The organism is Pseudomonas parakoreensis, assembly GCF_021602155.1.
Lineage (GTDB): Bacteria > Pseudomonadota > Gammaproteobacteria > Pseudomonadales > Pseudomonadaceae > Aquipseudomonas > Aquipseudomonas parakoreensis.
In genome coordinates this window covers 45,213-58,158 of sequence record NZ_BQHY01000013.1, presented here as the reverse complement: position 1 = coordinate 58,158, position 12,946 = coordinate 45,213, and the positions used below count along the sequence as shown (strand labels likewise).

Sequence of the window (12,946 nt, the reverse complement as noted above, 5' to 3'; positions counted from 1 at the left end):
GGCTGTGGGGCCAAAACGCAAAAACGCCGCTACCTGGTTCGCCGATGGGGCGAGCGGGGTGAGCGACGTCTTTGTCGTGGGTGGGGCAACCGCCGTTGGTTACCTGTGCTGAATGCTTAGCCAGATTTGTGCCAACAGTTCTTGACGGGGGGCGGCGATTCGCGAGCAGGCTCGCTCCCACAGGGGAATGCATTTCCAGTGTGGGAGCGAGCCTGCTTGCGAAGAGGGCTTACGGGCTCTGAAAGAATTCAGCCAAGCAACTCACTCATGGCAATGATCTGCTCCGCCACCTGAATCAGTTTCTGCTGACGGCTCATGGCCTGGCGGCGCATCAGGGTGTAGGCCTCTTCTTCGTTGCAGTCCTTCATTTTCATCAGCAGCCCTTTGGCCAGCTCGATGCGTTTGCGCTCGGCCAGTTGCTGGTCGCGGGCCAGCAGTTGCGCGCGCAAGGCCTGATCGCTTTCGAAGCGGGCCATGGCCACATCAAGAATCGGCTGCAGGCGCTGGGCGTGGATGCCTTCGACGATGTAGGCGCTGACCCCGGATTTGATCGCCTGACGCATCACCCCCGGGTCGTGTTCGTCGGTGAACATCACGATCGGCCGGGGCTGGTCGCGGCTGACCAGCACCACTTGCTCCATCACATCGCGGCCCGGTGACTCGGTATCGATCAGGATCACGTCCGGGCGCACCGTTTCGACGCGCGCTGGCAGGTCGATGGTCAGACCGGACTCATCGATGACCTCGAAACCCGCCTCGGTCAGCGCGGCCTTCAGGCGCCCGACTTTTTTCGCGGTGTCGTTGATCAGCAGAATGCGCAGCATATTGGCGGTCTCCTGTCAGCGGCGGGCGAGCAGAGGAGCGGCGTCGCTCAGGGCGTGCAGCTTGAAACTGCGGGCGTAAGCGGCCGGATCGCTGCCGTCCCAGACTTTGCCATCGAGCAACTGGCTGCTGCGCATCTCCTTGCCCCACGCGGCGACACCAACGGCGGTGGCGGCTTCGCGGTAGATGTCCAGTTGCTGAACCTGGCGGGCCACCGCGAGGTAGTCGGGATCCTCGCGCAACAGGCCCCAGCGACGGAATTGGGTCATGAACCACATGCCGTCGGACAGATACGGCAAATTCACCTCGCCGTTGCCGTGAAAACGCAAGGCGTGCGGGTCCTGCCAGCGATTGCCGAGGCCGTCGGCGTAATCCCCGAGAAAACGCGGTTCGATGCAGGACAGCGGGGCGTCGAGGTATTCCGGGGCGCTCAGCAACTGCGCGGTGCTGCGGCGGTTTTCCGCGCTTTGTTCAATGAAACGGCTGGCCTCGAGAATCGCCATTACCAGCGCCCGGGCGCTGTTGGGGTATTGCTCGACGAACGCGCGGGTGCAGCCGAGGACTTTCTCCGGATGATCGGGCCAGATGCTCTGGCTGGTCGCCAGGGTGAACCCCAGATCCTGTTGCACGGCGGCCGCCGCCCACGGCTCACCGACGCAGAAACCATCGATGCGCCCGGCTTGCAGGTGCGCGACCATTTGCGGCGGCGGCACCACCACGCTGTCGACGTCCTGCAACGGATGAATGCCCTGACTCGCCAGCCAGTAATACAGCCACATCGCGTGGGTACCGGTGGGGAAAGTCTGGGCGAAGGTCAGTTTTGCGCGGGTTTGGTGCGCGTGCCGATCCAGCGCTTCAGGACTGGTCACGCCCAGTTGCTGCAAACCGTGGGACAGGTTGAGGCTCTGGCCGTTCTGGTTCAGCCCCATCAGCACCGCCATGTCGCTCGGCGCCACGCCACCGAAACCCAGATGCACCGCGTAAATCAGCCCGTACAGGCTGTGGGCGACATCCAGTTCACCGCTGACCAGTTTGTCGCGCAAGGTCGCCCAGGACGCCTGACGCTTGAGGTTGATTGTCAGGCCGTAAGGCTGGGCGAAGCCTTGTGTGGCGGCCACGATCACCGAGGCGCAGTCGCTCAAGGCCATGAAACCGAGATTGACCACGCTTTTTTCCGGGGCATCACTGCCATTGACCCAGGCCAGTGGCCCGACGGACGAATCATTCATATAAAACCACCTTGAAAAAAAAGCGCCGTCCCAGGCTTTGCCCGAGCAAACCTGAGGACGACGCCATTGTCCGTGCCCGCACGCCGCCATTGGCCTGTGGGCTGATACCCTGAAAGTGCAAGGCATATGCCAGTCAGGCTGATTTGCCCGTGCGCCTCGCGCCGGGGGGCGATGCCCGGCTATAATCGCCGCCTCTTTTCGCCGCCCGAGTCATCGCCGCCCATGTACACCCTGGCCCGTCAGCTGTTGTTCAAACTTTCCCCGGAAACCTCCCACGATCTGTCGCTGGATCTGATCGGCGCGGGTGGGCGTTTGGGCCTCAACGGCTTGCTGTGCAAGAAGCCGGCTAACCTGCCGGTGACGGTCATGGGTCTGGACTTCCCGAATCCGGTCGGTCTGGCGGCCGGTCTGGACAAGAATGGCGCGGCCATCGACGGTTTCTCGCAACTGGGTTTCGGCTTTGTCGAAATCGGCACCGTGACCCCGCGTCCGCAGCCGGGCAACCCGAAACCACGGATCTTCCGCCTGCCGGAGGCCGAGGCGATCATCAATCGCATGGGCTTCAACAACCTCGGTGTGGATAACCTGCTGGCGCGGGTCGCTGCAGCCAAATACAAGGGCGTGCTGGGGATCAACATCGGCAAGAACTTCGACACTCCGGTCGAGCGCGCCGTGGATGACTACCTGATTTGCCTGGACAAGGTGTATGCCCACGCCAGCTATGTCACGGTCAACGTCAGCTCGCCGAACACCCCGGGCCTGCGCAGTCTGCAGTTCGGTGATTCGCTCAAGCAGTTGCTGGCGGACCTGGCCACGCGCCGCGCCGAACTGGCCCTGCGCCACGGCAAACATGTACCGCTGGCGATCAAGATCGCCCCGGACATGACCGACGAAGAGACCGCGCAAGTGGCTCAGGCATTGATCGAAACCGGGATGGACGCAGTGATCGCCACTAACACCACACTGAGTCGCGTCGGCGTCGAAGGCATGGAGCACGGTGACGAAGCGGGCGGTCTGTCCGGCGCCCCGGTGCGCGACAAGAGCACCCATACCGTGAAGGTGTTGGCGGCTGAGCTGGGGGGGCGCTTGCCGATCATTGCCGCTGGCGGCATCACCGAGGGCAAGCATGCGGCCGAGAAGATCGTGGCGGGTGCGAGCCTGGTGCAGATTTACTCGGGCTTCATCTATAAGGGCCCGGCCTTGATTCGTGAAGCGGTAGACGCGATCGCCGCGCTGCGCAAATAACCCGGGCTGACCCGGTCAATGTAGGAGCTGCCGAAGGCTGCGATCTTTTGATGTTGTTTTTTAATATCAAAAGCAAGATCAAAAGATCGCAGCCTTCGGCAGCTCCTACATGAGATGTGTGCCATTTCAGGCAAGCATAAAAAAGGGCTCCTCGAAGGAGCCCCTGGGCCGTAGCCCGCCGTCCGGGAAGGACGTGCATGGTAAGTCGCTAGAAATTCAGATTGTCGTGTTGCAATAAGTGCCCTGTGTCAGCCGACGGCGTGAAGTTCGTTGAGTCTGTGGATCCCCGCAGTGCCGGTCATACCGTCCCAGTTGTCGCCGCGTCCTTCTCGCCAGCCGTTGATCCAGGCTTGACGTACCGACGGTAGAGTAAATGGGCAAAGCTCGCGGGATTTGCCACCAACGCCATATTGATATCCGCGCAAAAATGCTCTTTCCAACGGATCACGCTTAAGTCTTCTCATAGGGTGTTTCCCTCACTTGTTGACTGTTTTCGTCGCGTTGACCTCAATCGAGGTCTGGCAGAAAAACTCTGCCGTTGGGCGGCTCGCTGCCGGCGTGGCGAGCCAAGGCGTTGACGCCGTTGCGACGTCAACCTGTGGTCAGTTCTAACCAATGAGTCACAGCGAGGGAATGATCGTTTTGTCATAAGGACGTAACGAAAGTAGTGCTACAGCCATAAGTAACGACGGGTTTCATGAAGGTTTCTGCAGCAAACCCCGGTATGATCGGCCCCGCGCTGGATGATGGGGTTAATCCTTTAGTGAGAATGACCCACGTTTGCGCTTGGGTAATATGCGACGAAGGGTCGCTTTAAGACTTTTTGTTTCATCAACTTTTTTATCTGTCCCGGCATCTAAGCTCTTTTAACCCGAGCAGCGGGGATGGAACGGCACACCTTCGTGCCACGCGGGCGTTCTTTTGGAAAAGCGCCTGATTGAAAACCGGACCGGCAATGCGTTGCCGGTTCACTAGCCAAAGGCTCTGGAAATACCATGTCCGATCGTTTCGAACTCTTCCTCACTTGCCCCAAAGGCCTTGAAGGCCTGCTCATCGAGGAAGCCGTCGGGCTTGGCCTTGAAGAGGCCCGCGAGCACACCTCCGCCGTGCGTGGCATGGCGACCATGGAAACCGCTTATCGCCTGTGCCTGTGGTCGCGTCTGGCCAACCGGGTACTTTTGGTGCTCAAGCGCTTCCCGATGAAAGACGCTGAAGACCTGTACCACGGCGTGCTTGACGTCGAGTGGCAGGATCACATGCTCGCCGACGGCACTCTGGCCGTCGAATTCAGCGGCCACGGCTCGGGCATCGACAACACCCACTTCGGCGCGCTGAAAGTCAAAGACGCCATTGTCGACAAACTGCGTACCCCGCAAGGCGACCGTCCGTCGATCGACAAGCTCAACCCGGATCTGCGCATTCACCTGCGCCTGGATCGCGGCGAAGCTATTTTGTCCCTCGACCTGTCCGGTCACAGCTTGCACCAGCGCGGTTACCGCCTGCAGCAGGGCGCGGCACCGCTGAAGGAAAACCTCGCCGCAGCGATCCTGATCCGTTCCGGCTGGCCGCGCATTGCGGCCGAAGGCGGCGCGCTGGCTGACCCGATGTGCGGTGTCGGTACGTTCCTCGTCGAAGCGGGGATGATCGCCGCCGACATGGCGCCGAACCTGCGCCGTGAGCAGTGGGGCTTCACCGCCTGGCTGGGGCACGTTCCGGCGCTGTGGAAAAAACTCCATGAAGAAGCCGTCGAGCGTGCCGCTGCCGGTCTGGCCAAGCCGCCGCTGTGGATTCGCGGTTACGAAGCCGACCCGCGCCTGATTCAACCGGGTCGCAACAACGTCGAGCGCGCCGGTCTGAGCGAGTGGATCAAGATCTATCAGGGCGAAGTCGCGACCTTCGAGCCGCGTCCGGACCAGAACCAGAAAGGTCTGGTGATCTGCAACCCGCCGTACGGCGAGCGTCTGGGCGACGAAGCCAGCCTGCTTTACCTCTATCAGAACCTTGGCGAGCGCCTGCGTCAGGCCTGCCTGAACTGGGAAGCGGCGGTGTTCACCGGCGCGCCGGATCTGGGCAAGCGCATGGGCATTCGCAGTCACAAACAGTATTCGTTCTGGAACGGCGCGTTGCCGTGCAAACTGCTGTTGATCAAAGTGCTGCCGGATCAGTTTGTCACCGGCGAGCGGCGGACCCCGGAACAGCGTCAGGCCGAGCGTGAGCAAGCCGCTTACGATCAAACCCCGAACGAGCCGCAAGAGCGCAAGTTCAACAAGAACGGCAACCCGATCAAACCGACGCCAGCCCCGGCCCCGGTGATCGAGCAGCCGCGCCTGAGCGAAGGCGGGCAGATGTTTGCCAACCGCCTGCAGAAAAACCTCAAGGCAATGAGCAAGTGGGTCAAGCGCGAAGGCATCGACTGCTACCGCGTCTACGATGCTGACATGCCGGAATACGCCATGGCCATCGACCTGTATCACGACTGGGTGCACGTGCAGGAATACGCCGCGCCGAAGTCGATCGATCCGGAAAAGGCCTCGGCACGCATGTTCGACGCCCTGGCCGCGATCCCGCAGGCGCTGAACGTCGACAAGAGCCGCGTGGTGGTCAAACGCCGCGAGCGCCAGAGCGGCACCAAGCAGTACGAGCGTCAGGCCGCGCAGGGCAAGTTCAATGAGGTCAGCGAAGGCGGCGTCAAGCTGCTGGTGAACCTCACCGACTACCTCGACACCGGGCTGTTCCTCGATCACCGGCCCATGCGCATGCGCATTCAGAAAGAGGCGGCCGGCAAGCGCTTCCTCAATCTGTTCTGCTACACCGCGACCGCCAGTGTGCACGCGGCCAAGGGCGGTGCGCGCAGCACCACCAGCGTCGACCTGTCGAAGACTTATCTGGACTGGGCGCGGCGCAACCTGTCGCTGAACGGCTTCTCCGACAAGAACCGTCTGGAGCAGGGCGACGTGATGGCGTGGCTGGAGAGTTGCCGGGATGAATACGACCTGATCTTCATCGACCCGCCGACCTTCTCCAACTCCAAGCGCATGGAAGGCATCTTTGACGTGCAGCGTGACCAGGTGCAGTTGATCGACCTGGCCATGGCGCGCCTGGCCCCGGGCGGCGTGCTGTACTTCTCCAACAACTTCCGCAAGTTCCAACTGGAGGAGAACCTGGCCGAGCGTTACGCGGTCGAGGAAATCAGCGCGCAGACCATTGATCCGGATTTCGCCCGCAATACCAGGATTCACCGCGCCTGGAAAATCACGGCGCGTTGACACTTGCCGTGGTTGGATCCACAGAGCCTTGATTTTTAAAGGCTCTTGGATCCGATCAGTGCTAGCCAAATTAATGGCTAATAGCTATAACTCAACGCATGGCCAATGGGGTTTTCCCCCGAAACAATGGCGTCGTGAGTTGCCCCTATGTCGTTGCACCCCGTGCGCCCAAAGATTCTGGGTTTTATCAGTGAAGACGTCTCGGCCTGGCTGGTCGCGATCCTGGTATTGCTCGCCGGCGGGATTCTCACGGGGCTGCTCGCCTGGGCCACCCTCAATCAGTTTCACCATCAACTGCGTCAACGCTTTCAGCTGCTGGCCAATGAGCGTTACAGCCGCATCGAAGAACGTTTTCAGGATCAGGAACAGCGTCTCGACGGCCTGCGCCGTTTTTTCGCTAATTCCGATTCGGTTTCGCGCAGCGAATTCGACGGCTATGCCAAACCGCTTCTGTTACGCACCCAGGCCTATTCCTATGCGCCGCGGGTCAGCCGTGCCGAGCGTCCGGCGATCGAACAAGCGGTGCGTAGCGAAGGGTTCAGCACCTTCACCTTTCGCGAGCTGAATGCTGACGGCCAGTTGCAGACCGCCGGTGATCGTCCCGAATACGTTCCGGTGATCTACACCCAGAGCCAGAGCCGCTTGCCCACCCCGCTGGGCTATGACCTGCTGGCGCAACCGTTGCGCCGGGCGACGCTGGAGCGCGCCGACCGCAGCGGGCACATGGCGGTGTCGCAGCCGCTGCATCTGGTGGGAATTGATCCGGCCTATGCCCGGGGCGTCTTGCTGCTGGCGCCGGTCACCGAGGAGGGCGCGGCGAAAGGTTCTGCGCAAGGGTACGTGATGGCGGTGATCAGCATGCAGCAGTTGCTGGCCGACGGACTGCCGGAGGAAACCCAGGATTTCCTCACGGTGCGTATTCTCGACCTGTCCACCGACGATCAGCATGAAGTGCTCTACGAGTCCGCCAACAAGGCCGGGGCCAGCGACCTGTCGGCCACACGTTTGGTTCGCATGGCCGACCATGATTATCAAGTGGACATTCAGCCCAGCGAGGCATTTTTACAGGCCAACCATTCTTCCATCAGCAGCCTGGTGGTGCTGGGGGCGCTGCTGAGCCTGTTGCTCAGCGCGTTGCTGTATGTGCTGGTCAGTCAACGCCAGCGCGCCCTGCGCATGGTCGAACTGCGCACGCAGGAGCTGCACGCCCGCGAGCAGGAATTGCGCGGCACCCACGGTCAGTTACGCGGCGTGCTGAATGCCGCGACCCAGGTGGCGATCATTGCCACGGATCTGCGCGGGGTGATCAACACCTTCAACCCCGGCGCGGAACAAATGCTCGGCTATAGCAGCGCCGATGTGGTCGGCCACATGACCCTGGAAAACCTGCATCTGCCGCGAGAGCTGGCCGCGCGTTCGGCGGAATTGAGTGCGCGTTACGGCAAGAGCATTCCGACCTGCCACGCGATGTTGGTCGAGGGCGGTGAAGTGGGCGGTCACGAGGCGCGCGAATGGACGCTGGTACGCCGCGACGGCAGTCATCTGCCGGTGAACATGCTCGCCACCCCGGTACTGGATGAGCAGGGGTTGTGGGTCGGGCATCTGGCGATCTGCATCGACATCACCGAACGCAAGCGCGTGCACGAAGCACTGGCGGCGCGCGATGTATTGCTGAAAAAACTCAGCGCCCACGTGCCCGGCGGCATCTACCAGTTCAAGATGGAATTCGACGGGCGCTTCAGCGTGATTTATGCCAGCGACGGCATCCGCGAGATCTACGAGCTGGAGCCCGACGTGTTGCTGCTCAATGCCGAGGCGATTTTCACCCGCATTCATCCGCAGGACGTTTCGCGGGTGCGCAGCTCGATCCGAACTTCGGCGGACAGCCTCAGCCCATGGCGCGAGGAATACCGTGTGCAGTTGCCCGAGCGCGGCCTGCGCTGGGTACGCGGCGAGGCGACGCCGGAGGAACTGCCGGGCGGCGGCGTGCTGTGGCACGGCTACATCTCGGACATTTCCGACTTGAAACGGGTGGAGGAGGAACTGCGGGCGCTGTCGGTCACCGACTCACTGACCGGCATCCACAACCGCCGCTACTTCCAGGAGCGCTTGACCACCGAAATGGCCCGGGTCGAGCGCGGCGGCGGTGAGCTGTCGGTGATCATGCTCGACATCGATCACTTCAAACGCATCAACGACCAGTACGGCCATGCCGTCGGCGATCGGGTGCTGCAGGCGGTGTGCGAGCGCATCGGCCATCGCTTGCGGCGGACCGATGTGTTCTGTCGTCTCGGTGGCGAGGAATTCATGGTGCTGTGCCCGGACATCGACGGCGAACATGCGTACATGCTGGCGGTGGAGTTGTGGCAAGGCCTGCGCAGCGCGCCGGTGGACGTGGTCGGGGTGGTGACGGCCAGTTTCGGCATCGCCAGCTGGCGTCCGGGGGAAGGCGCGGATGCGCTGTTGCTGCGGGCGGATTCGGGGGTGTATGCGGCGAAGCAGGGCGGTAGGGATCGGGTGGAGCAGATGAGCTGAGATTCAATACACCACAATCCTGTGGGAGCTGGCTTGCCAGCGATAGGGGCGTTTCAGTCAGCATCTTTGGTGGCTGACATTCCGCTATCGCTGGCAAGCCAGCTCCCACAGGGTTTGGTGGTGTTCGCAGGATCGTATTACAGCGCCGAAGCGGTCTGCGGCAAACGTGGCTGCTTGTACAGATCCAACAGCACCTGATCCAGCACCGACGACGCGCCGAACGGGGCCTTGTCGTTGAGGATCGCCACCACCGCCCAGGTGTTGCCGTTGACGTCGCGGCTGAAGCCGGCGATGGCGCGCACGGTGTTCAGGGTGCCGGTCTTGACGTGGGCTTCGCCACGCATCGCGGTGGTTTTCAGGCGTTTGCGCATGGTGCCGTCGGTGCCGGCAATTGGCAGCGAGCTGATGTACTCGGCAGCGTATGGGCTGTGCCAGGCGGCTTGCAGCATGTTGGCCATCTCGCGGGCGCTGACGCGTTCGGCGCGCGACAGCCCGGAGCCGTTTTCCATCACCAGGTGCGGCGCGGTGATGCCTTTCTTCGCCAGCCACTGGCGGACTACGCGTTGTGCGGCTTTGGCGTCGTCACCGTCGGCTTCGTTGCGATACTTCTGACCGAGGCTCAGGAACAGCTGCTGGGCCATGGTGTTGTTACTGTATTTGTTGATGTCGCGGATGATTTCCGCCAGATCCGGCGAGTAGGCGCGGGCCAGCAGCTTGGCGCTGCTCGGGGTCGCGGCGAGGCGATCCTTGCCCTGGATGCTGCCGCCCAGTTCTTTCCAGATCGCGCGCACGGCGCCAGCGGTGTAGGTCGCGTGGTCGAGCAGCGACAGATAAGTCTGCGAGCTGCAGCCATCGCCCAACTGGCCGGCGACGGTCACGGTCACGCTGCCATCAGGCTGGGTCACCGGGTTGTAGCGCACGCCACCGGTGCACTGCTTGGAATTGAGCGCCTTGACCGTGTTTTCGATGCGCACGCTGGCAATCGGCGGTTCCACCGAGATCAGCACCCGGCCACCGTCATTGCGCGCGACGAAGCGCAGGGCCTTGAGGTTGACCAGCAGGGAATCCGGTTTGACCAGAAACGGCTTGTTCTCGTCGTTGCCGTCGTCGTTGAATTCCGGCAGTTGCGGCTGGATGAAGAAGCTGCGGTCGAGGATCAGGTCGCCGGTGACCTGGGTCACGCCGTTGGCGCGCAGGTCGCGCATCAGCAGCCAGAGTTTTTCCATGTTCAGCTTCGGATCGCCGCCACCCTTGAGGTAGAGGTTGCCGTTGAGGATGCCGCCGCTCAGGTCGCCGTCGGTGTAGAACTCGGTTTTCCACTGATGGTTGGGGCCGAGCATTTCCAGCGAGGCGTAGGTGGTGACCAGTTTCATGGTCGAGGCCGGGTTGACCGAGACATCGGCGTTGTACACGGTCGGATTGCCCGGGCCGTCGAGCGGGATCATCACCAGCGACAGCGCGGTCGGCTGCAGCTTGCTGGCCTTGAGGGCTTTTTCGACGTTGGGGGTGAGGGCGGTGTTGATGGTGGCAGCGGCAACCGGCAGGGCCAGGGGCAGAATAAGGCCGGCAAGAAACAGAGGACGCAACGATTTGATCATATGAAATAAAACCCTGCAGAAGAGGGGAAAAATAACGAGGGCATGGATGAAAAAGCCCTCAGTGGTCATGAAAGTGTCGGCATTATGCCCCAAGGTGTAACAGCTTGTGCCTTGCCCGGGGCGGCCATTTCGTTATTTTTTTACAGGCGGTCGGCCATAGCGCCCAGAGAGTCGGGCAATTGACGGCTTAAACTGGTAAAGTGCCGGCCGTTATTACTTAAGAGGATTGTTCCAATGGCGACTAACCGTTCCCAGCGTCTGCGCAAAAAACTGTGCGTTGATGAATTTCAAGAGCTGGGTTTCGAACTGAACCTGGACTTCAAAGAAGACTTGTCCGAAGAAGCCATTGACGCTTTCCTCGAAGCATTCATCAAAGAAGCCATGGAAGCCAACGGTCTGGGTTATGTCGGCGGCGATGACTTCGGTCTGGTATGCCTGCAGAAGCGTGGCTCGGTCAACGAAGAGCAGCGCGCTGCCGTTGAAGCCTGGCTGAAAAACCGTAGCGAACTGACCGGCATGACCGTCAGCCCGCTGCTGGACGTCTGGTATCCGGAAAAGCCGATCAACGCGGCCAAGTGATACTGAAAAAAACGGCGACCTTCGGGTCGCCGTTTTTTTGCAAGATCAAAAGATCGCAGCCTTCGGCAGCTCCTACATGGGAATGGTGTACACCCTGTAGGAGCTGCCGAAGGCTGCGATCTTTTGCTTTAAGCTTTACGCCAATTCAAAATCAGCAGCGTAAGAACCCCCGCGACAATCCCCCAGAACGCCGAACCAATGGAAAACAGCGTCAACCCCGACGCCGTGACCATGAACGTGATCAGCGCCGCCTCGCGTTCTTTCACCTCGGTCATGGCAATGCTCAAACCGTTGATGATCGAACCGAACAGCGCCAATGCGGCAATCGACAGCACCAGTTCTTTCGGCAGTGCGGCAAACAGCGCCGCTAATGTGGCGCCAAACACCCCGGCAATCCCGTAGAAAATCCCGCACCAGACCGCGGCGGTGTAGCGTTTGTTGCGATCTTCATGGGCGTGCGGCCCGGTGCAGATGGCTGCGCTGATCGCCGCGAGGTTGATCCCGTGGGAACCGAACGGCGCCAGCAACAACGAGGCGATGCCGGTGGTAGTGATCAGCGGCGAGGCCGGGACGTTGTAGCCATCGGCGCGCAGCACGGCGATGCCGGGCATGTTCTGCGAGGTCATCGCCACCACGAACAGCGGAATGCCGATGCTGATGGTCGCCGCGAGGGAGAAGTGCGGCGTGGTCCAGACTGGCGTCGCCACTTCCAGGTGAAAACCGCTGAAATCCAGCAGCCCCATGAAGCCTGACAGCGCGGTACCGATCAGCAATGCAGCGAGCACGGCGTAACGCGGCGACAGGCGCTTGACCAGCAGATAGGTGAAAAACATCCCCAGCACCAGCCCGGTACGGTGCTGTGCGGCGACGAAGATTTCGCTGCCGATCTTGAACAGAATCCCCGCCAGCAACGCCGCCGCCAGCGATGCCGGGATTTTTTTCACCAAGCGTTCGAAGCTGCCGGTCAGGCCGCAAATGGTCACCAGTACTGCGCAAGTGATGTAGGCGCCGATGGCCTCACCGTAGCTGACACCGCCCAGGCTGGTGATCAACAGGGCTGCACCGGGGGTCGACCAGGCGATGGTGATCGGTGTGCGATAGCGCAGCGACAAGCCGATCGAGCACACCGCCATGCCGATCGAGATCGCCCAGATCCACGAAGAGATCTGTCCGCTGCTCAGGCCCGCCGCTTGCCCGGCCTGGAACATCAGCACCAGCGAACTGGTGTAGCCGGTCATCATCGCGATGAAACCGGCGACGATCGCCGAGGGCGAAGTGTCGGCGAGAGGGCGCAGGCGGGTGTAGGTGGCGTCGTTCATGACGGCGGTGTTCCTTATACAGATGGAGATGTCCGCAATTACGCTGAACCCTGTGTAGGAGCTGCCGAAGGCTGCGATCTTTTGATTTTGATGTTTGGAAGCAAGATCAAGAGATCGCAGCCTTCGGCAGCTCCTACATAAGAGCAGGTGTGCGCAAAAGCGGATTCTGCGATCAAGCCTAAACTCAATCGTAACGGATCGTTGCAATACAGCCGTGGTCACAAACAGCCATACAGTCGTGTTGCCACCATCCATTGTGTACAATCGCGCTGTTTTTTACGCGATACTTGCCAGCGACCTACTGTGCCGTATTACAGTCACGGTCTATTCGCCGCAGTTCTCCCGACTCGAGT

Annotated in this window: 9 protein-coding genes; 4 read left to right on the top strand and 5 right to left on the bottom strand. The window is 61.2% G+C overall.

Features of this window, described 5'->3' with window-relative positions:
* Window positions 1-248 precede the first annotated feature (248 nt).
* Window positions 249-824: an ANTAR domain-containing response regulator gene (locus L6D63_RS20275; RefSeq protein ID WP_047293011.1), complete on the bottom strand. Its 576-nt coding sequence runs from the start codon at window positions 822-824 to the stop codon at window positions 249-251.
* Between the two features lie 15 nt (window positions 825-839).
* Window positions 840-2,051 carry a CmpA/NrtA family ABC transporter substrate-binding protein gene (locus tag L6D63_RS20270; RefSeq protein WP_047293013.1) on the bottom strand — a complete coding sequence of 404 codons (1,212 nt, stop codon included), beginning with the start codon at window positions 2,049-2,051 and terminating at the stop codon, window positions 840-842.
* Window positions 2,052-2,273: 222 nt separating this feature from the next.
* Here L6D63_RS20270 and L6D63_RS20265 point away from each other — a divergent pair, with 222 nt between their 5' ends.
* Entirely contained in the window at window positions 2,274-3,296 is a 1,023-nt protein-coding gene (locus tag L6D63_RS20265; protein ID WP_131670044.1) for a quinone-dependent dihydroorotate dehydrogenase, read from the top strand.
* A gap of 248 nt (window positions 3,297-3,544) precedes the next feature.
* On the opposite strand, the gene rmf is transcribed toward L6D63_RS20265, so the two are convergent.
* Window positions 3,545-3,760 carry a ribosome modulation factor gene (gene rmf / locus L6D63_RS20260; protein ID WP_003223300.1) on the bottom strand — a complete coding sequence of 72 codons (216 nt, stop codon included), beginning with the start codon at window positions 3,758-3,760 and terminating at the stop codon, window positions 3,545-3,547.
* Between the two features lie 531 nt (window positions 3,761-4,291).
* Here rmf and rlmKL point away from each other — a divergent pair.
* Window positions 4,292-6,562 (top strand): bifunctional 23S rRNA (guanine(2069)-N(7))-methyltransferase RlmK/23S rRNA (guanine(2445)-N(2))-methyltransferase RlmL, encoded by a 2,271-nt coding sequence (gene rlmKL / locus L6D63_RS20255; RefSeq protein ID WP_131670045.1) that lies wholly within the window; start codon window positions 4,292-4,294, stop codon window positions 6,560-6,562.
* Window positions 6,563-6,709: 147 nt separating this feature from the next.
* Window positions 6,710-9,097 carry a sensor domain-containing diguanylate cyclase gene (locus tag L6D63_RS20250; RefSeq protein WP_121184508.1) on the top strand — a complete coding sequence of 796 codons (2,388 nt, stop codon included), beginning with the start codon at window positions 6,710-6,712 and terminating at the stop codon, window positions 9,095-9,097.
* 137 nt (window positions 9,098-9,234) lie between these two features.
* On the opposite strand, the gene dacB is transcribed toward L6D63_RS20250, so the two are convergent.
* Window positions 9,235-10,695, bottom strand: coding sequence for a D-alanyl-D-alanine carboxypeptidase/D-alanyl-D-alanine endopeptidase (gene dacB / locus L6D63_RS20245; protein ID WP_047293022.1), 1,461 nt, complete (start codon window positions 10,693-10,695; stop codon window positions 9,235-9,237).
* Between the two features lie 234 nt (window positions 10,696-10,929).
* Here dacB and L6D63_RS20240 point away from each other — a divergent pair, with 234 nt between their 5' ends.
* Entirely contained in the window at window positions 10,930-11,274 is a 345-nt protein-coding gene (locus L6D63_RS20240; protein ID WP_003223308.1) for a YggL family protein, read from the top strand.
* A 128-nt stretch (window positions 11,275-11,402) separates the two neighbouring features.
* On the opposite strand, the gene L6D63_RS20235 is transcribed toward L6D63_RS20240, so the two are convergent.
* A complete protein-coding gene (locus L6D63_RS20235; protein ID WP_041067769.1) occupies window positions 11,403-12,593 on the bottom strand; it encodes a benzoate/H(+) symporter BenE family transporter in 1,191 nt (396 codons plus the stop codon).
* Window positions 12,594-12,946: the final 353 nt, after the last annotated feature.

Excerpts from the sequence above, each read along its gene's own strand:
- L6D63_RS20275 (WP_047293011.1), bottom strand. The coding sequence starts at position 824 with ATGCTGCGCATTCTGCTGATCAACGACACCGCGAAAAAAGTCGGGCGC.
- L6D63_RS20270 (WP_047293013.1), bottom strand. The coding sequence starts at position 2,051 with ATGAATGATTCGTCCGTCGGGCCACTGGCCTGGGTCAATGGCAGTGAT.
- L6D63_RS20265 (WP_131670044.1), top strand. The coding sequence starts at position 2,274 with ATGTACACCCTGGCCCGTCAGCTGTTGTTCAAACTTTCCCCGGAAACC.
- rmf (WP_003223300.1), bottom strand. The coding sequence starts at position 3,760 with ATGAGAAGACTTAAGCGTGATCCGTTGGAAAGAGCATTTTTGCGCGGA.
- rlmKL (WP_131670045.1), top strand. The coding sequence starts at position 4,292 with ATGTCCGATCGTTTCGAACTCTTCCTCACTTGCCCCAAAGGCCTTGAA.
- L6D63_RS20250 (WP_121184508.1), top strand. The coding sequence starts at position 6,710 with ATGTCGTTGCACCCCGTGCGCCCAAAGATTCTGGGTTTTATCAGTGAA.
- dacB (WP_047293022.1), bottom strand. The coding sequence starts at position 10,695 with ATGATCAAATCGTTGCGTCCTCTGTTTCTTGCCGGCCTTATTCTGCCC.
- L6D63_RS20240 (WP_003223308.1), top strand. The coding sequence starts at position 10,930 with ATGGCGACTAACCGTTCCCAGCGTCTGCGCAAAAAACTGTGCGTTGAT.
- L6D63_RS20235 (WP_041067769.1), bottom strand. The coding sequence starts at position 12,593 with ATGAACGACGCCACCTACACCCGCCTGCGCCCTCTCGCCGACACTTCG.